Origin of the sequence: Caballeronia sp. NCF2, from assembly GCF_023631205.1 — a bacterium.
Lineage (GTDB): Bacteria > Pseudomonadota > Gammaproteobacteria > Burkholderiales > Burkholderiaceae > Caballeronia > Caballeronia zhejiangensis.
In genome coordinates, this window is record NZ_JALQDN010000069.1 from 145110 (window position 1) to 162830 (window position 17721).

Below are 17721 nucleotides of genomic sequence, written 5' to 3' on the forward strand. Positions count from 1 at the left end.
GATCAACCTCCGTTCGCGCCTGGAGTGATAGCGCGCTGTTTAAGTGTAGGTGCGTCAGCTGACTCGTCTGACTCACGCGCCGGCACCGCGCCTGCCGCAATGCTGCCGTCGGCGCGCGCCGCGAAGTAGCGATAGATCGCGTCGATGTGATTCTCGATCAGCGCGTTGCCGCGATAGGCCGGCATACCCAACGGCGGATTGCCGTCGAGAATCGCGGCGATGAAGCGCTCGCGGCTCTGCGTGCGCGCAAAGCCGACGATCGACGGCGCGGCGAGTCCTTCATGATCCTTGCCATGGCAGCGCGCGCAGTCGGCGACGCGCACGGCCCGCCATGCATCGATCAGCGAGTTGTCGGCTGCGGCCGCTGCGTGAGCATGGGCGACCAGCCAAACGCCGACGATGCCGGCAAGCGCTGCGCGAATCAATGATTGCGTCCTGAGATTCGGCCGACGTACTTCCATCCCTGATCGCGTATCCATACGTAAGTGAAGCCCGTTGGACCGTCGATGAACACGGTCATCGGCCGCTCGCCCGCCGACGCTTCCTTTTGCGGTTCCGTCGACGCCTGCGTGATGCGCGCTTCCGTCGGCTTCAGGTTCGCATCGCGATCGTCGAGGCGCCAGCCGTCGTCATCGGCGTAAATGAGGCGTGACGTTCCGCCCGTTGGCGTCTGAACCGTGAACGCGAGCGGATCGGCGTCGGTCGCGGCAGTCGCGGCGAAGGTGCTGGCGCACGTGAGCATCGTGATCGCGAGGAACGTCGCACGCTTTGTCTGTTGGGATCTCATTTCGGGTACCTCCTTACGGGCCGCGCGGTCGCGGCTGTCCAGATGGGCTTATGCATAGAGAACGAACGTGGCCTCGACGAATGTGAAGCCCGGAGATCCGCGTGGCTGACTATTTGATTTCGCTGCGGACAAGAGTCTGTCGTGTGGAAGCATCGCCACGCGGGGCCGATGAGCGGCCGTCTTTTGATGGGCTCAACTATCGACCGAACGATCGTCTGGAAAAACCATGCATCGGGAGGGATTCAGCCCCGCCATTGGGGGACTGCGAAATGGAACGAGGATCGAATTCGTCGAAGGCGTCCCCGCCGCCTTCGCACATTGCTACTGGCCGCTATAGATGTTGCAGCTCAGGCCCGGCGTGCAGAGTTGCATCGTGCTGCCCGTCCAGGCATCGTGCGATGCGCTGCCGGACTTGCTCGTCGACATCGCTCCGCCATAGCTGGAATCGTTCGTTGCCGTGCTGCCGTCTTGCGCATTCGGCTGCGCGGTGCTGCCTTGGGCCGGCGCCATCTGCATGTTCTGCGTTTGCGCGACGGCGCTCATCGCGAAGACGCTTGCGGCCGATGCGGCCAATAGAAGAGTTGCTCTCATCGCCATCACCTTCTTGAGTCAAGAAACCGATTGAGGACTGCAAGCCTGCGACGAACTCGCGGGCACGCATGCTGGGACCCGGTTTCGAGCGCGAAACGCCGCGCCTTCCGGGCTTCTGATCGAACTTGAGGATGGGGCTTGTAAGCCCCGAAAGCGCGTGGCGGGTAGCACGCACTCCTACCCTATACCGCGGATCGGAAAAGTAAATTCCCGATCCGCAGTTTCCTTGGCCGGCGCGCATGGCAGCATCTGCGCGAACGCGCTTGCTTAAGCAGATTGCGATATCGCGGCACGCATCGAGCTTTCAATCGCGTGGTGTTTCGAAGACGATGCACGGTTTTGCTATATTGGATTTCCCGCCCGGGATTTTCGACGATGCGTGTCGGCCGACCTGTCAAACCTCTGCCTCATCCGAATTGCGATTACTGCGGCGCGCCCGCGACCCTGACGCGCGCGGGCGACGAGGCCTATCCGTATCGCGAAGACCACGGCCCGCTCTGGTTGTGCGCCGATTGTCAGGCGTGGATCGGCATCTTTCCACGCAGCACGCGTAACGTCCCGCTCGGCCGTCTCGCCGATGCCCGCCTGCGCGATCTCAAAGTGAAACTGCACGCCGTTCTCGAACCGCTCGTGCAGGCGAAGGTCCGGCGCGACGGCTGCAATGTTTTCGAGGCGCGCTCCAAGGGCATGAAGTGGCTCGCGCAGGCGATCGGCGTCGAGCCGGAGAAATGCAGCATCCACACGCTGGACGCCGATCAATGCGAGCGCGCGATCGCCGTCGTCGAACATTTTGAACAGGAACGCGCCCGGCACCCTTCAGATTCGACGATCGATGAACGTTAACCTGAAAAGGTCAACGTTCATCGGTCCTCGCATGTCACGCACTATTCCTTTTCAGCGCTCGCCGCAAGCGACGCGCGCGCGGCTCAGCAAAGCGCAGCTGCTTCCCATCCCGCGCGCAGTGGCGGACGAGCTCGCACTCGTGGCGCATATGTCGCTGACGGCGTTGCGCTCGGGTTCGTCGGACGTCGCGCCGGCGCAGCATGTCACCGAGGCGATTTATCTCGCCAAGTTCCTCGCCGAAGCGGGACACGGCGATTTCTCGCACGAAGAACTGCTGCTCGCGGATCAGTCGATGGCCGCCGTCTTCGACATTGGACGCACGTCCGGTTCGTGGATCCTCGCGCCCGAGGACTTCGAGCGGATCGCGGCGATCGTGTCGCTCTACGATCATCAGTTGCGGCGCGCGTCGCTCGCGGCCTTGTCGGTTGCGAGCGAACGGCTCGAACGCTTCAAGGCCGGCGAGCCGTATCAGTCGACGCAAGCCCGCAAGTCGGCGCGCGTTTGACGCTCGCGTTCGCCGTCAAAAGGCGGTACGCAAGCCGATCATCACGCTGCGGCCGCCTTCCGGCGCGATGTCCCGCACGACCGAGCTCGCGTAGCGCACTTCCTGATTAGTCAGGTTCTGGCCGCGCAGAAAGGCGAGCCAGTTCGTCGCGCCGACGCGAAATTTGTACGTCAGGATGACGCCGAGCGTGGTGTAGCTCGCGGTCGGCAGTTCGTTTTCCGGCACGCGATGCTGCGCCCACGCGTGAACCAGTTCGGTTCTCGCGCCGTACGGCCCGTACGCGTAGTCGAGCGCGAGCGTCGCGCGCAGCGGCGAGATGCGTGGCAATGCCTCGCCGGTATCGATGTTGCGCGCGTGCGTGTAGTCCGCGACGATTTCGACATCGAGACGTTGCGCGCCCTTGTCGAAGACGCGCCAGGTTCCGTCCAGTTCGACGCCGTAGAACTCCGCGCGCACGCCGCGATAGACGGCTTCGTTGAGCGCATCGTCGGTGCCGGGCGCGACGGGTTCATCGTCGTCGTTGACGAGCCGGCCGGTGTTGAATTCCGTCAGATAGTTGCGAAAGCGGCTGTAGAAGACGCCCGCGCTCGCCTTGTTCGCGCCGCTCGCGAAGCGCATCGACAAATCGGTCGAGATCGCTTTTTCTTTTTGCGCGTCAGGGTTGCCGATCAGATATTGGCCGGTCGCATCGTGCGGACCGTTCGAGTAAAGCTCGTAGTACGTGGGCGCGCGTTCCGTGTACGCGACATTGCCGGCGAGGCTCCACGCCGAGTTCAGCTTGAACAGCGCGCCGGCCGAGACGCTGCCCGCGTTGAAATCGCGCTTCGGGGAATCGGCGAATTTTTCGTTTCCACCCGACGTCGGATCGATGTTCACGTGTTCGTAGCGTGCGCCGATGCTCAACTTCAGCGCATCCGTGACCGTCCACTCTTCCAGACCGAAAAGCGCCGCGTTCGTCGTCTGCGATGTCGGCACGAGCGCTTCATCGCCGAGCGCGGAGAACGTGTTCTGGCCGAGTTGCACGCCGATCGCGCCATCGAGCGGACCGATCTTCCGGTGCCGGGCCTCGATGCGCGCCTCGTATCCGTGATTGCGGAAAATCGTGCCGGTCTCGCCGTCGTCGATCTCCTTGTGCTCGTAGTCGGTGTAGGCGAAGTCGAGCTTCAACCGGCTGAAGGGGCCTTGCAGATTGCGTATCTCCGACGACGCCGCGATGTGATCCTGATGCATGCGAAGACGCACATCGTCCTCGGCGACCGAGCCATAGTTCGCCTCGTATCCGTTGTAGCTGATGCCCGCGTAACCGTCCGTCCACGTGTAGGACGAGCCGACGGCGCCGCCGTGCCAGCGGCCGTCACTGTTCGGGATGCTGCCGTAGGGTTGCGCGAAATCGGGGCCGTCGAGCGCGCGTTGACCATCCGAGTGCGCGAATCCGGGGATGCGCTCGTTACTCGTCTCGCGATCGAAGGCATCGACGTGGAAAGCGAATCGGCCATTTCCGCCTTCGACTTGCGCGGCGCCGGCGCGGGCATCGTTGGCGCCGCCGTAGCTGGCATCGACTTGTCCCGACACGCCTTTGATCGGGTCGCGCGGGATGCGGTTGTCGATCGTATTCACTACTCCGCCGATCGCGTTCCCGCCGTAGAGCAACGCCGCCGGCCCACGCACGATTTCCACCCGTTCCACTGAGAGCGATTCTTGGGGCACGGCGTGGTCGTAGGACAGCGACGAAGCGTCGTAAGCCGCGACGCCGTTCTGCAGCAAGCGGATTCGGTCCCCGTCCATGCCGCGGACGATCGGCCTTCCGACCATCGGACCGTAGGTTGTCGTCGAGACTCCGGGCAGTCCGTTCAGGGTTTCGCCGAGGGAGTCGGCGCGTCGCAGTGTGAGGGCAGTGCCGTCGAGGACGCTTGTCGGGGATGCCAAGGCGTTTGAGCCTAGCGGGTTCGCGGTTACGAAGATCGGTTGGAGCGATGTGTCGTTTATCGGTTGAGATTGGGCGCTGGCCGCAGTTGTGATTAGGAGCGCCGTCCAAGGCAGGACGTTGAGGGCGCGGGCGGGCATTGATGTTGGGTTTGGACTGAACACTGTCGCTCGATGTGATGTTATAACGTTTCCGCTGCGAACGGCGAGATGATATAACGTATCGCGTGATTTGGCTCGGTCGGATTATGGCGATTTTCAATGGCCGATGACTTGAACTTTACGGATTATGTAGTGTTTGATACAGACGGCGAGTTGCGGGTGTCTTTCGGGCGTTCAGATCTGGCGACCGGGCTGCTTCGCGATGATCCCGACTGTTCGGTGGACCTCTTTTCGTGAAACAAGTTGAGTTTGCTTATCTAACCAATTGATTTTTAATTGGTTTTTTGAATGCTATTGTGGTTTGCTTTGTTCCACGCACGAGTAGAGGTTTCGATACCCGTCACGTTGGCGCATTCGTCTTTGGCTAGCCACGAGTGATCGGCCGGCCGCACCCGAGCACCGATTTTGTTCGCCTTGCGATGGTCCTGAGCCACCGTTGAGTCAGTCCGCGGACATTCGTTATCCATGCACGCTAAATACAAGGTATGGCGTGGCGAATGGACCAGTTTGGATAGCGTCGCATGGTCCGCTCTTGTCTCTGGCGGCAACGATAAAGAATCACCACTCCTCCTCGACCTTCGCCATTCACTTCAGCTAATGGCAATCAGGCGCCAAGGCGGGTTGCAGGTTTAACAGCGGTAACGGCGTCGGCGCGCCTCATTGGGCGTGACAGGGACGTACTCGGCGTTTTTCATTTTCGAGTGCCGTCGAGCACTTTCGCTTTCCGCGGTCGCAAGCAGAAGGTCGCGGTCCGTCGGCTTGGGTGTGAATGAAGATGGCGATGTTCGCGAATAGACGCGAGGAGCACAGGCGCGGGCAGAGCATTCCTCCACGCGTACCGATTGCCGGAGATTCGTCGTCGCATGCTGTCCAATCGATGTGCTCAGTGTATGCGTTTTATGTTCTCGTCTGCCACTGAGTGTCCGAATTCGGACAGTCCGCGTGCAACCGCTTCCGCTGGTGAGAAGCGAAGTGATCGGTGGCCTCGAGTCCCGAACACTGCTGAGCAGCGTCGCGCCTTCCCGGATTCGGATTGCTCGTTACGGTCGCGCTGTCGGAGCGGAAGACATTTTTCGGCTGGTGCGCTCCGTCATGCGATCGAGGCCCGTTAGCGAAAGCCTCGCCTGCAGCCCACGGCGGGCAGGCCGGCCATACATGTCCGAATTCGGACACTAGGTCGCTGGCAACGATGGTCTCGCATCCTGCCTACGCCGTCGAACCGGGGCATGTGTCCGAATTCGGCAACAATGGTCGCGCATCGTGCCTACGCGCTCGAACCAGGGCATGTGTCCGAATTCGGACACATGCCACTCTCGCCCTTGATCTTTCGTCACGCGAAACTTGGTTTGTCGCCCATAAAGAAACCCGCCGAGGCGGGTTCAAAAAAAATCACTCAGACCGAATCGAGAACATCTTCCCTATGTGTTCTCTAAGTTGACTCTCCTGCTCCTCTGTCATCACTCCGGCTTTGAACTTGAAGGTCAGTCCCTTGACATCCTTCGTGATGCTCCCGGCTTGGACCTTTCCGGCGAAGATCTTCAGGATGCTCCGCCCACCGGCATCCGTCGCCGATTCTCCACGGCTGGCCTGTGCATTCAAACTCGGCGCAACCTTCGTCTGAACGAGGTCGCCCGACAGCACCATCGGCCATAATTCTTGCAGCACCTTGAGTCCATGTTCGCCCGTCTTCTTCAGTGCGTTCGCGATATCCTGAGCCGACGATGCTCCGAGCACGGACGGGTTCAAATCCAGATCCCGCTTCACGAAGTCCGGGAGCGCATCATATGCAAGAAACCGATACAGGTCGCTACGAGTAATGCCCATAGCTTCCGCGAGCCGCGTTCGGTTCGGAAATTCCGCTTCCGCACGACGAATCGCGATGGCGATTTCATAGTCAGACAGATCATCGCGCGTCACGTTTTCCATCAACGCCAAAGCCGCCATGTCCTGATCGGTGCAGTCGATCACAACTGCGCGAACAGTCGCCTTGTTGATCAGCTTATGTGCGCGCCAGCGTCGTTCGCCCGCAACGAGTTGGAACGATTCTCCGACTCGTCGAACCGTTACCGCCTGCAACAGCCCAACCTCACCGATCGACCGCGCCAACTCGGAAAGCTTGCCTTCGTTGAATTGACGACGCGGTTGCCATGGATTCGGCACGATCGCATCGACCGAGATTTCTGTGTCGACACCTCGGGCTTCGAGTTCCTGGATCCGAAGCTGTGCAGCAGCTAGCGCACTCGTGATTCCCGGCATCGTCTGCGGGCCACGAGTGGTCTTATCCTTTTTGTTCTCGCCTTTGAAATCCGCGGGCTTCGGCAGGTTGGCCGTCTTGGCCATGAGTTGTTCTCGGATGTTATTACTCATGCCGACTCCCTCCACGATTTGACGAACATATCATCCAGCCATTTGGCATATTGCATCATGGGCTGCCGCACTCGCTGAAGCGACTTCGCCGTTGAATGCGTGCTGACCACGTCGAGTGCCGTCGAGAAGGAAAGCGCGCCTCCGCTCATGACCGAGCTGGCCGGAATCTCGAACGGGTCGAGCCAGCGCCCGTATGCGCTTTGCGCCCATTGCCGAACAACCGGCGCGGACGACGTCTTGCCGTAATCCACCTTCGACAACAAAATAGAGATGAAGTCGTAGACCTTATCCTCCTCGTAAGGAAGGAAGTCTTCGGCAACATCCGAGAAGAGTCGCCAGAACGCGAGCGAACTAATGAAGTCGAGATTCTCGGGAATCATCGGCATGACGAGCGCGTCGGCGGCGAGCAGCGCGTTCAAATTCATATACGACAGCGACGGTGACGTATCGATCAGGATGTAGTCGTACTGCGAGCGCAATGGCTCGAGACCCTCGCGCAAGACTGCCCAGAATCGATAGCCCTGAATGGTCTTCTGGCGAGCCGGCAGCAAGAACTCCGCTCCATATAAGAATGTATGGCCGGGGATGATGTCGAGCCCATCCCAATACGTCGATTGCACGCTCGCGCCGAGACCGCCCTCTACGTTTTGATCGTAGATATAAGGCAGCACGGTGTCGTCGCCGGAGATTTCCTTTTCGGCATAGAGACCGCACAGCTCCGAAGCCGAAGCTTGCGGATCGAGGTCGATGAGCAATACTTTGCGGCCAAGAAGCGTCAGCGCCTGTGCGAGGCAAACCGTCGTTGTGGTTTTCGCGGAGCCGCCCTTCAACTGAGCCGTTGTCAGCACCTTGCCTCTGAACGTGCCGTTGCTGTCGTCGAGCCGGGTCTGGTAGATATCGGAAGCCATCTTCACCCAGACGCGCACTTCAGGCAGAGTAAATGTCCGGCTGCGGCCGCTGCCGTTCAGCGTGCCTGTCGGAAGCCCGCCTTCGCCTTTCGTGACCAGATATTGAATTTGCTGCCGAGTCAGATTGCACATCTCGGCCAGTTCGCTAATCGTATAGAACGGCGCGAGCTTACGCGGACGCGGCGCCAGAATCTGTTCACGAAGGTTATCCGAGAAGGGTTCCAGGTTGTCCGCGAACTCAGCAACTTCGCGGAGCGTAACCTTCCGGTCTTCCATAGGTAGCGTGCCTACGTTCGCCATTCTGCGCTTTCTCCAAGTATTGACGTCGAAGCGCAGAATACACGAATACGCGTAAACAAGGTTGTATTGCGTCGAGTTTTAACCGATCGGCCAGCGGTGTATATCCAACCCCTTGATTTTTCGTTCTTTTTTCTAAATAGCCGCTCGGTGCCCTGAATTGAGTAGACGGCGAAGAACGAGTTGAATCCTTAGCATCGCGAAATCACTGCCGCGTCCGCACAAAAACCACCCCGGGGGCGGTTTTTGTGCGGTTCCTCTCATCCGCTTTTCTATATTAGATTCAACGACTTAACGAAATTCATTCGCCGCAGCGAGCGTAAACTCAGTCGATGTCAGTTCAGTCTTTTTGTAAACCTAGACCCACCCACCAACAAACAGCGCCACCCATTTCCCTTAAAAATCAACACGCAACCCTGTGGATAGAGGTGCTTTTTGTGACGCCTAGGGCGTTTTTTGTGCGGACGGCGCCGCAAATTGGGCCGCACGAGGCGGAAATTGTGGCGACCGGGGTGGAAATTGTGATCCGCCTCAGCGAGCGGGGCGATTTTTGTGCGGATAACGTGAAGCAGCAGCGGGGTGGTTTTTGTGTTGACACCCCTCGCTCGCCTGATAGAGTGCCGGGGATCGAAGCCGAATCGGAAGCATGGAAAACCAAGACCTCACTGTCACACCGCAGCAGTTGGCGCTGGACATCTACGAAGACATGTCCGCGCAGGGATCGGCGATCTGCGAGTCGACGAGGGACATCGGTTTCCTGCGCAACAACATCTTCACGCGGGTCGGCGGATTGGGCATCGCCGCGCGGCGCGTGCTCGATGCGGCGTACTTCATCGTTGCGACGAAGGCGCCCGAAGAACTCATCGACGACAAGGTCTATACGTTCACGGCCGACGTCAACTACTTCAAGTGGTTGATGCGCTACGACAGCCGCAACCACAGTCATCTGATCGCGCAGATGCGAGCCGCGGCCCGGGCGCGCGTCGAGATCATGACCGCGCCGTCGATCGAGGAACTGACCGAGAAGGACTCGTGGGGCACCATCAGTTTGCTGGGTGACTGCTACATCGAGCGCAACGTCGTGTGCGTCCTGCTTGCCGGGCGGGTCATCAAATATCTGATCAGCCCGTACAAGGCGCATTGGCTGAGCCTGCGCGCATCGACGGCTTTTTCGCTTTCGCTCGCCCGCGCGATTTACGACCGCCTCATTCCGTGCGAAGGCCACGGCGTGACCGAGTGGTTCGCATTCGAAGACGTGCTCGAATGGCCCGGCAAGGTCGGCGAATCGCGCAAGGAAGTGAAGGAATTCAAGAAGCGGTTCCTCGAGCCCGCCATCGACCAGCTCAACGAAGTCTCCGATTTCGATGTCAGCTGGGAGCCCAATGCCGATCGCGTTCCGGCGGACAAGCTGAAAATCCGTTTCCGCTTCACGAAGAAGCAGGGCGCCGACGCGGCGCGCGCCGGCATTCAGGATTCGATGTATCTGCTTCTGCACAACGAATTCGCTTTCGATACCCCCGACTTCGAGCGCCTCGCGAAGCGGCGCGACGTGTGGACCGACGAGCGGCTCGAACAGGCGATCGAATACACGCGATACAAGCTCAACGAAGGCAAGGTGACGGTCAGCCCGCGCGGCTATCTGTTCAAGGCGCTGGAAGGAAATTACCGCATCGGCGAAGCGGACCGGAAGATGGCGTCGATCAAGGCGAAGCAACTCGAGGACGACAAGAAGGACCGCCGTTCGCGCGATACGGCGCAGGCGCATCTTGAAGCCAGCATTCAGGTTCAGAACGATACGGCCAAAGCCAAGATGAGCGAGGAGATCCGCGCCGGCCGCGAGTACTTCGAATCCGTCGATGCGCCGGCACGCAAGGAACTGTGTCACTCGTTCGTGAGCCAGCTGATTCCGCAGCGGCTCATCGAGAAGCAGGGCGTTTCACGCGAGAGCCTGAGCGCCGACAACATTCTCACCGTCAATCGCGTGGTCGCCGACGCCTTCTGCTCGCATGTCTACGCGAAGATGAAGAAGGCGCGTGCGGGCAACCGAATCTGATCTGCGCGAAGGGTCGAGAATTTCTCAGGCATCCTGTCTATTCAGCAAGGTTTTCTGACAGCCCGCGAGCACCGCGCCGGCAGCCAGCACGAGCGCCGAATAAACGAGTCCGCGAGTGAGCCCGGCGCTGTCCGACACCCGTCCGATCACGACCGGACCGACGATCTGGCCCAGCGCGAACACGATCGTGAACGCGTTGATCCCACGCGGCCACTGATTCGCCGGCAGATTGTGCCGCACGAAAGCCGTCGTCGATGCCACCGCCGATAAAAACGTCGCGCCGAACAACGTACCCGAGACGAACGCCGCCAGCGGATGCGCGAACATCGCGGGAATGAGCGTTGCGGCGGCGAGCAGTCCGTTGAGGATCGCGAGCGCCTGACCGCCGCGCATGCGATCGAGCAGCCCGGACCACATCCGCGCCGATACGACCGTCGCCACGCCCAGCAGGATATAAAAGCCGATCACGACCGCCGCGCTCATGCCTGCGTTGCGAAGCAGGGCGACGATGAACGTCATGTAGCCGATATAGCCGATACCGAAGCACCCGTATCCGGCGAGCGCGAGCGCGAAACGCCGCCGCCGAACCGGCGCGCCCGCGGCGCTGTCCGTACCTTGACGCGTCGCCGAAACAGGCTGCGCGGATTCGATACGCCGCGCGGCCCAGACGGCGGCGCCGGAACACGCCGCGCAACCCGCGGCGAGCGCGAACCACGCGACGCGCCAGCCGTGCGCGACCGGCAGGACCGTCAGCGGAACGAGTATCGACGAGATCACGATGCCCCAGCCCGTGCCGCCGTAATACAAGCCGATGACGAGTCCGGCGTCGCGCGGCGACATCGATGCGAGCCGTGCCGCCAGCACGCCGCCGCTCACGAAGACGAGCGCGCTGCCGATTCCCGTCGCGACGCGTAACGTGAGCAGGGCGTCGGTATCGGTCGTCGTGCCGCTCGCCGCCATCAGGACGACGGTGAGCGCGCAGCCCGCGACGAACAGCGTGCGCGACGGCGCGCGCATCGACAATCGTGAGAACGCGAGTGCGCCGAGCAGGTAGCCGAACGCATTCGCCGTATTCATCGCGCCAGCCTGGGCGAAGTTCCACGCGAGGTCGAGCCGCATCGGCGGAAGCAGCAGCGCGTAGGAGAAGCGCCCGAGCCCGAGCGCGATGGCGCTGCCGAGCGATAGCGCCATCGCGAGCAGAAGCGCCTGTCTGCGAAGTTCCCCGTTTGCATCGTCACGCTGTATCACGCTCTTTTCGTCCTGTTGTCGATACGCGGCCTATGGTATCGCGGACCGGTCATATTGCTTACACAAGCCGTGGCTAAGCTTCGCAGCGCTGTATCGATCTGCGACCGAAGCCGGAGAACCCGATGTCCACTGTTGCATGCCGTCACGCGCTCGTGGCGTGTCTCGTCGTTTGCGCCAGTGCAATCGTTTGCGGTTGCGGCGAGCGGGACACGGAATCATCGGCCTCCGCCGGGCTCACGCGCGACGTATCGTCCGAAACATCCGCGACATCCGGCCCATCCGCGACGAGCGAGCTTCAGAATTGGGCGAAACAGGCCACAGGAGGCGCATCCGATGAAGCGGCGCAGCCCGCGATAGCGCGAGCCGCGTCGGAACCGCTCGCGACACCGGTGATTCACACGGTTGACTGACCCATCCATTTACTTCCCCGCAAAACGAATGAAAAACACGAACCGTCGTGACATTCTGCGCGCGGCCGCCCAGGCGGCAGGCGCGACCGCCGCACTGAACGTGATGCCGCTCGGCATTCGCCAGGCGCTCGCGATTCCCGCGAACAACCGTCATGGATCGATCGAGGACATCGAGCACATCGTCGTGCTGATGCAGGAGAACCGCTCGTTCGATCACTACTTCGGCACCATGCGCGGCGTGCGCGGCTTCGGCGACAAGACCGCCGTGACGCTGCCCAACGGCAAGCCGGTGTTCAATCAGCCGATCGCGTCCGGTGCGGGCGAAGTGCTGCCGTTCCACCCGGACGCCGCGAATCTCGGCCTGCAGTTCCTGCAGGATTTGCCGCACGGATGGACGGACGGGAAGGGCGCGTTCCACGACGGCCGCTATGACCAATGGGTGCCGTTCAAGGGCACGACGACGATGGCGTATCTGCAGCGCGACGACATCCCGTTCCACTATCAGCTCGCCGACGCCTTCACGATCTGCGACGCGTATCACTGCTCGACGAACACATCGACCGATCCGAACCGCTACTACATGTGGACGGGCTATGTCGGCAACGACGGCACCGGCGGCGGCCCGGTCGTCGATAACGCGGAAGCCGGCTACGGCTGGTCCACGTTCCCCGAAGTGCTGGAGCGCGCGGGCATCTCGTGGAAGATCTATCAGGACATCGGCACGGGGCTCGACGCGAAGAATTCGTGGGGCTGGACCGACGACGCGTACATCGGCAACTATGGCGACAATTCGCTGCTGTATTTCAAGCAGTATCAGAATGCGCAGCCCGGCAGTCCGCTGTATGAAAAGGCGCGTCGCGGCACGAACGCGGTCGCCGGCGACGACTACTTTTCGATCCTGAAGCGCGATGTGGCGGCGGGCACGCTGCCGCAAGTCTCGTGGATCGTCGCGCCCGAGGCGTTTTCCGAGCACCCGAACTGGCCCGCGAACTACGGCGCCTGGTATATCGATCAGGTGTTGCAGGTGCTGACGTCGAATCCGGATTTGTGGAGCAAAACGGCGCTGCTCATCAACTACGACGAAAACGACGGCTTCTTCGATCACCTCGTCCCGCCGTTTCCGCCGACGTCGAGCGCGAACGGTCTTTCGACGGTCGATACCAGCGCGGAGATCTTTCCGGGCAGCGCGAAATACGCGAGCGGCCCCTACGGCCTGGGCGCGCGCGTGCCGATGCTCGTCGTGTCGCCTTGGTCCAAAGGCGGCTGGGTATGCTCCGAAACCTTCGACCATACCTCGGTGATCCGCTTCATCCAGAAACGCTTCGGGCGCGCGCACAACCTCGCCGAGCCGAACATCTCGCCGTGGCGTCGCGCGATTTGCGGCGATCTGACGTCCGCGTTCGACTTCCGCAATCCGAATAGCGCGATGCCGACGCTGCCGGCGACGAGCGGCTACGTTCCGCCCGACAAGCAGCGCCATCCCGACTATGTGCCTGTCCCGCCCGCCGCGCAGGCGCTGCCGAAGCAGGAGTCCGGCGTGCGCGCCGCGCGCGCGTTGCCGTACGAGCTTTTCGTGCGCGCGCGCCCGGATGCGTCGAAGGACGCCGTCTCGTTCGACTTCGTCAACACCGGACGCGCGGGCGCGGTCTTTCTGCTGTATCGCAATGCGAGCGCGGATGCGCCTCGCACCTATACGGTCGAAGCGCGCAAGCGTCTCGCGGACAGCGTCGCGGCGAACGCGGACGGCAGTTTCGATTTCGTCGTGCACGGCCCGAACGGCTTTCTGCGGCGGATCGCGGGCAAGGCGAGCGCGCAGTCGCACTGGTGGTCGCGCGAGCAGGCCGCGCCGGATGTCGCCGAAGGCTACGACGTCGCCAACGGCAACCTGCAACTGCGGCTCGCGAACCGCGGAACCGCGGCATGCACCTTCAGCGTGAAGAATGCCTACGATCCGTCGAAGACGATCACGCGGCGCGTGCGGGGCGGCGACACGGAGCAGCTCTACGTCGATCTGCGCGACGCGCACGGCTGGTATGACATCGAAGTCACGGTCGACACCGATTCCGCGTTCCTGCGCCGTCTCGCGGGTCACGTCGAAACCGGGCGCGACAGCATGAGCGATCCGGCGTTCGGCGCCTGACGCGATCGCGTCGGGCATTGCCGGCCGCGCGCATCGACCCGCGCGGCCGCGTCGACTTTTCCTCCGCCATCCGCCAGTCCAGCGGAACTCCGCAGCTCGAGTCCACTCCCAAAGTCTCGCAAAGGCGGGCATTTTTTGCCGGCCAGCCTCGTCGTGCAGCGCACATACGTGGGACATCACGCATTGCGAAGCGCGACAAAGCCTGTGAAGATCGAACGTGCACGTCAATTCACGCTCAGGTTCGACGCGACGGTGAAATCAAAATGGCACGCCGCGCGCCGTATCGCAGCATCGATCCAAATAACGAATTGGGGTGCAACACGGAGACGGGGATGAGAGAACGAGCAACCGTGCTGCTGGTTCGTCGCCAGTCAGTGCTGCTGGTCCGGGAGCGTGGCGGACCGTGGCTTCTGCCGGGCGCAGCGGTGGCATACGACGAATTGACGATTGTTGCAGCGATCCGAGCGCTGCACGAAGACACCGGCGTCGAGGCGAGCGCTGCGGCGTTTCTGTTTCAGCAGGCGTCGGCGCATCATCTGCATCATGTTTTTCGCATTGCGATACCGGACGAGGTGCATCTGCGGCCGAAAGCCGGCGCGCGATTCCATGAGTTGCTGTGGATCGATGCGCCTCAACTCGCGCAAGTCAGTGCGACGCCTGGCACACGCGCGATCCTGACCCGCGCGATGGGCGGCAGCCGGGAGCCGGCGCGGCACGCGTGGAAAAACGGCGACGCCGATGCGGCCATGACGGCCGGCGCCGGCAGGCGCGGGCGCTGAATCGGGTCGCCGATCGGTCGCATCGAGGCTTTTTTCGTCTGCGCAAATCGCGAAGGCACCTGTTTCGCCACGAAATGAATACTTTTCCGGCGAACTTATGCCTATGCTAGCGTTGGGACGGTTGCCAGGCGCACCGGCGAGTATCGTCGGACGCGACCGGCAGCTTGAGCAACGGAAGCATTCGCCCTTTGACTGGCGGAGGAAACCATGAAGCTCGTCAGCCTATTCGCCGGAACCGTCGGGTTCGTGGCGGTGGTCGGCCTTTCCTTATTGGCGGTAGCGGACATTCTCTTGACAACGTCCGACAAACCCGCGGAAAAAGAGGGGCTCGCGTGAAACGCGCTTTCTTACTTGCTGAAATGATCGGTTAATCGTCGGTCAAATAGGCGAGACGACTGGCGGCAAATCGGGAATATCGACGCGCGCATTCGAATGACGCGCCGTTGTCTTTCGAAATCCGCATCTCGACGTGTAATACGCTCTGCATCGGTCTCCGAATAAATCGCGCCGGCCTTCGCGTCGCAGCGGTCGATGCGCGTCCCCGGCCCGCGCCGCACTATGCCGTTCGACCGCCCGCGCGGCCGCGCTGCCCGGCGAGCGGTCCACGGAAAAGATGCGCTTTCACCCTTTTGTTCAGGGATTTGCGCGGGCCGCATCCGTCCGAAAATCATCCACATAGGTCCGTCACGCGGAAATTGGCCGATTTCCGATGTGATATAATCCGCGAATAAATCAAAATTTCATTCGGCCAAAACTTTCAGCGGCAGGTTTTATCTAATGCTTGATTCAACGCGTACGAGCGCGGAGGAAGCATGTCTGTAGGCGGTGTTATAGGCGCAATTGTTTTTTTCGCAATAATCGGCCTCGCTTTGCTGGCCGTGTTCGAAATTATCTTTTCGCCTTCTTCCAAACATAAGGCAGATGAAATGAGCAAGCCGGCTCATAAGCGGCCTACGTGGTATCGCAGGCGCGAGGTCGCCGTGCGCCGCGACGAGCCTTGATCCGCGACAAAATTTCCTGATCCGCCAACAAGTTAGGTCTCCCTCCGTATCGGCCCGTGGCCAGCGCCAGGCGTGCCGGCCATCGCACTGCGCAGCCATTCCGGCACAGCCGTTCAAAATCCCTCGCATTATTTAGCTGTCGCAACTGTGTGCGATAGCGCACCGCAGTCACGTGCCCCAGACTCTAGTCTTTCTTCGCCGGCATCATCATGGAATGTAGGTTCATCATTTCGAAAGCGCCGGAACACAACACTTATAAAAGACAGTTAAGCGCTTAGCTAAAGATTTCAATTCTATCGACTGGCGAATCCGCTGCTGTCTGAGGGAAAAGAAAATGGCGCAACCCGCATATCCTTCCGTGCTTGAATGGTGGACGCGCATCGAGAAGCGGCTCTACGGCGACCCCGAAGAGACACCGCGACGCGCTCACGTTCGTGCTCCAATCACCGTCCTGTACGACGGCCACGAGAACATCGAGGCGCTGTGGAAAGCGCTGCTTCAGTGCCGAACGCCACATATCCAGGCCGTCTGGAAGTCCCCCGACTCCGGCGAAATGCGACTGCTCGCCGAGTCGTATGTCGCGATACCGGAGAAGCTTTTCTTCCTGAAGTCGTTGCAGACGAGCCTGCAGCGCGTCGCCGTTCTCGTCGACCGGGCGCAGAAGCGGCTCGACGCGAACCCGCCGCTGCGCGATCTTCCGCTCGTCAAGCCGAAGGCTCGGCCCGCGCGTCTGTCGGGTTTCACTTCGGCGTGCTTCGCGCTGCGCCATCTCGGCCGCAAAGTGCTGAATCAGCCGCTCAAGCTGCTGGTTCAGCGCGGACACTGGGTCCTGGCGTATCGGCGCACCGATGCCCCGTCCGCGGACGGCGACGAAAGCCGCAACTGGGTGACGCTTCCCGGCATGACGTCGCAGTTCCATGCCGATCCGTTCCTCTGGCGCGGCAAGAACGGCGACTATCACCTGTTCTTCGAAAGCCTGCCCTACGACACGAATCGCGGCACGATCAGCCATATCGCGTTCGATCCGGCCACGCAGACTTGGCAAGAGACGCCGCGCGTCGTGCTCGACAAGAACTATCACCTGTCGTATCCGTTCCTCTTCGAGCATGAGGGCGAGGTCTTCATGATTCCGGAGACCTGTGGCAACCGCACGATCGAGATGTACCGCGCGGCGTCGTTCCCGACGGAATGGGTGCTGCACAAGGTGATCATGCGCGATGTCGTCGCCGCCGATACGACGCTCCATCACGACGGCAAGACATGGTGGATGTTCACGAGCATGACGGAGGACGGCGGATCGAACTGGGACGAACTGTCGATTTTCTATTCCGACAGCCCGTTCGGCGAATGGACCGCGCATCCGATGAACCCGGTCGTTTCCGACTGCCGCCTCGCGCGCATGGCGGGCAACCTGTTCAAGGACGGCCAGAACCGCCTGATTCGCCCCGCGCAGAATTGCGAGCGCGAATACGGCGCGGCGCTGACGTTCCGCGAGATCACCGAGCTCACGACGACGACCTATGCCGAGCGCACGGTGTCGGTTCGCACGCCGCCGCGCGGTCATCAGGGGTTGCATACGTGGAATGCGGTCGGCGGGATCACGGTCATCGATCTCAAGACGCAGCTTCGCAAATGGAATCCGTGGCGCGGTGCGATGAGGCGCGCCTGACGCCCGCAGGACGCGCGCGGACAGGAGAACCGGCGTGT

Annotated in this window: 15 protein-coding genes; 8 read left to right on the forward strand and 7 right to left on the reverse strand. The window is 61.4% G+C overall.

The window, feature by feature from the left end; all coding sequences use genetic code 11:
- Window positions 1-2 precede the first annotated feature (2 nt).
- The 3 genes from NCS02_RS27940 to NCS02_RS27950 all read right to left on the reverse strand — a co-directional run bounded on the left by NCS02_RS27940 (window position 3) and on the right by NCS02_RS27950 (window position 1378).
- Window positions 3-425 (reverse strand): c-type cytochrome, encoded by a 423-nt coding sequence (locus NCS02_RS27940; protein WP_008346138.1) that lies wholly within the window; start codon window positions 423-425, stop codon window positions 3-5.
- Complete coding sequence (locus NCS02_RS27945) at window positions 422-787, reverse strand: hypothetical protein (RefSeq protein WP_250441626.1); 366 nt, start codon at window positions 785-787, stop codon at window positions 422-424. The genes NCS02_RS27940 and NCS02_RS27945 overlap by 4 nt, the downstream gene beginning before the upstream one ends.
- Window positions 788-1108: 321 nt before the next feature.
- The gene (locus NCS02_RS27950) at window positions 1109-1378 is read right to left on the reverse strand and encodes a hypothetical protein (protein ID WP_250520209.1); all 270 of its coding nucleotides are present in this window, start codon (window positions 1376-1378) and stop codon (window positions 1109-1111) included.
- Between the two features lie 375 nt (window positions 1379-1753).
- Between NCS02_RS27950 and NCS02_RS27955 the strand changes: the two genes are divergently transcribed.
- Both NCS02_RS27955 and NCS02_RS27960 read left to right on the forward strand, forming a co-directional pair.
- The gene (locus NCS02_RS27955; RefSeq protein WP_175980297.1) at window positions 1754-2221 is read left to right on the forward strand and encodes a zinc-finger-containing protein; all 468 of its coding nucleotides are present in this window, start codon (window positions 1754-1756) and stop codon (window positions 2219-2221) included.
- A gap of 31 nt (window positions 2222-2252) precedes the next feature.
- A complete protein-coding gene (locus NCS02_RS27960; protein ID WP_008346145.1) occupies window positions 2253-2726 on the forward strand; it encodes a hypothetical protein in 474 nt (157 codons plus the stop codon).
- 15 nt (window positions 2727-2741) lie between these two features.
- On the opposite strand, the gene NCS02_RS27965 is transcribed toward NCS02_RS27960, so the two are convergent.
- Window positions 2742-4790: a TonB-dependent receptor gene (locus NCS02_RS27965; protein WP_250520211.1), complete on the reverse strand. Its 2049-nt coding sequence runs from the start codon at window positions 4788-4790 to the stop codon at window positions 2742-2744.
- A gap of 120 nt (window positions 4791-4910) precedes the next feature.
- Between NCS02_RS27965 and NCS02_RS27970 the strand changes: the two genes are divergently transcribed.
- A complete protein-coding gene (locus tag NCS02_RS27970) occupies window positions 4911-5048 on the forward strand; it encodes a hypothetical protein (protein ID WP_250520212.1) in 138 nt (45 codons plus the stop codon).
- 1152 nt (window positions 5049-6200) lie between these two features.
- On the opposite strand, the gene NCS02_RS27975 is transcribed toward NCS02_RS27970, so the two are convergent.
- Together NCS02_RS27975 and NCS02_RS27980 are read right to left on the reverse strand one after the other, a co-directional pair.
- Window positions 6201-7178 carry a ParB/RepB/Spo0J family partition protein gene (locus NCS02_RS27975; protein WP_034470099.1) on the reverse strand — a complete coding sequence of 326 codons (978 nt, stop codon included), beginning with the start codon at window positions 7176-7178 and terminating at the stop codon, window positions 6201-6203.
- Window positions 7175-8386 carry a ParA family protein gene (locus tag NCS02_RS27980; protein WP_033536892.1) on the reverse strand — a complete coding sequence of 404 codons (1212 nt, stop codon included), beginning with the start codon at window positions 8384-8386 and terminating at the stop codon, window positions 7175-7177. Before NCS02_RS27980 ends, NCS02_RS27975 begins: the two co-directional genes overlap by 4 nt.
- A 643-nt stretch (window positions 8387-9029) precedes the next feature.
- On the opposite strand from NCS02_RS27980, the gene NCS02_RS27985 reads away from it, so the two are divergent.
- Window positions 9030-10436: a replication initiation protein gene (locus tag NCS02_RS27985; protein WP_008346150.1), complete on the forward strand. Its 1407-nt coding sequence runs from the start codon at window positions 9030-9032 to the stop codon at window positions 10434-10436.
- Window positions 10437-10460: 24 nt separating this feature from the next.
- Here NCS02_RS27985 and NCS02_RS27990 read toward each other — a convergent pair whose 3' ends face one another.
- Window positions 10461-11627, reverse strand: a complete 1167-nt coding sequence (locus NCS02_RS27990; protein WP_250520233.1) for a YbfB/YjiJ family MFS transporter — start codon at window positions 11625-11627, stop codon at window positions 10461-10463.
- A gap of 495 nt (window positions 11628-12122) precedes the next feature.
- Between NCS02_RS27990 and NCS02_RS27995 the strand changes: the two genes are divergently transcribed.
- From NCS02_RS27995 to NCS02_RS28005, 4 genes are all read left to right on the forward strand, one after another.
- Window positions 12123-14234 carry a phosphocholine-specific phospholipase C gene (locus NCS02_RS27995; RefSeq protein ID WP_250520213.1) on the forward strand — a complete coding sequence of 704 codons (2112 nt, stop codon included), beginning with the start codon at window positions 12123-12125 and terminating at the stop codon, window positions 14232-14234.
- A 17-nt stretch (window positions 14235-14251) separates the two neighbouring features.
- Window positions 14252-15013 (forward strand): NUDIX domain-containing protein, encoded by a 762-nt coding sequence (locus NCS02_RS28000; protein WP_250520214.1) that lies wholly within the window; start codon window positions 14252-14254, stop codon window positions 15011-15013.
- A 207-nt stretch (window positions 15014-15220) separates the two neighbouring features.
- The gene (locus tag NCS02_RS36355; RefSeq protein ID WP_275446092.1) at window positions 15221-15349 is read left to right on the forward strand and encodes a hypothetical protein; all 129 of its coding nucleotides are present in this window, start codon (window positions 15221-15223) and stop codon (window positions 15347-15349) included.
- Window positions 15350-16348: 999 nt separating this feature from the next.
- The gene (locus tag NCS02_RS28005; RefSeq protein ID WP_175980294.1) at window positions 16349-17683 is read left to right on the forward strand and encodes a glucosamine inositolphosphorylceramide transferase family protein; all 1335 of its coding nucleotides are present in this window, start codon (window positions 16349-16351) and stop codon (window positions 17681-17683) included.
- The last annotated feature ends 38 nt before the right edge of the window (window positions 17684-17721 follow it).

What these genes read in the sequence shown, in the direction of transcription:
- NCS02_RS27975 (WP_034470099.1), bottom strand. Translation starts at nt 7,178, where the DNA reads ATGAGTAATAACATCCGAGAACAACTCATGGCCAAGACGGCCAACCTG.
- NCS02_RS27995 (WP_250520213.1), top strand. Translation starts at nt 12,123, where the DNA reads ATGAAAAACACGAACCGTCGTGACATTCTGCGCGCGGCCGCCCAGGCG.
- NCS02_RS27955 (WP_175980297.1), top strand. Translation starts at nt 1,754, where the DNA reads ATGCGTGTCGGCCGACCTGTCAAACCTCTGCCTCATCCGAATTGCGAT.
- NCS02_RS27970 (WP_250520212.1), top strand. Translation starts at nt 4,911, where the DNA reads ATGGCCGATGACTTGAACTTTACGGATTATGTAGTGTTTGATACAGAC.
- NCS02_RS27945 (WP_250441626.1), bottom strand. Translation starts at nt 787, where the DNA reads ATGAGATCCCAACAGACAAAGCGTGCGACGTTCCTCGCGATCACGATG.
- NCS02_RS27950 (WP_250520209.1), bottom strand. Translation starts at nt 1,378, where the DNA reads ATGAGAGCAACTCTTCTATTGGCCGCATCGGCCGCAAGCGTCTTCGCG.
- NCS02_RS27985 (WP_008346150.1), top strand. Translation starts at nt 9,030, where the DNA reads ATGGAAAACCAAGACCTCACTGTCACACCGCAGCAGTTGGCGCTGGAC.
- NCS02_RS27960 (WP_008346145.1), top strand. Translation starts at nt 2,253, where the DNA reads ATGTCACGCACTATTCCTTTTCAGCGCTCGCCGCAAGCGACGCGCGCG.
- NCS02_RS27965 (WP_250520211.1), bottom strand. Translation starts at nt 4,790, where the DNA reads ATGCCCGCCCGCGCCCTCAACGTCCTGCCTTGGACGGCGCTCCTAATC.
- NCS02_RS36355 (WP_275446092.1), top strand. Translation starts at nt 15,221, where the DNA reads ATGAAGCTCGTCAGCCTATTCGCCGGAACCGTCGGGTTCGTGGCGGTG.
- NCS02_RS27990 (WP_250520233.1), bottom strand. Translation starts at nt 11,627, where the DNA reads ATGGCGCTATCGCTCGGCAGCGCCATCGCGCTCGGGCTCGGGCGCTTC.
- NCS02_RS27980 (WP_033536892.1), bottom strand. Translation starts at nt 8,386, where the DNA reads ATGGCGAACGTAGGCACGCTACCTATGGAAGACCGGAAGGTTACGCTC.
- NCS02_RS28005 (WP_175980294.1), top strand. Translation starts at nt 16,349, where the DNA reads ATGGCGCAACCCGCATATCCTTCCGTGCTTGAATGGTGGACGCGCATC.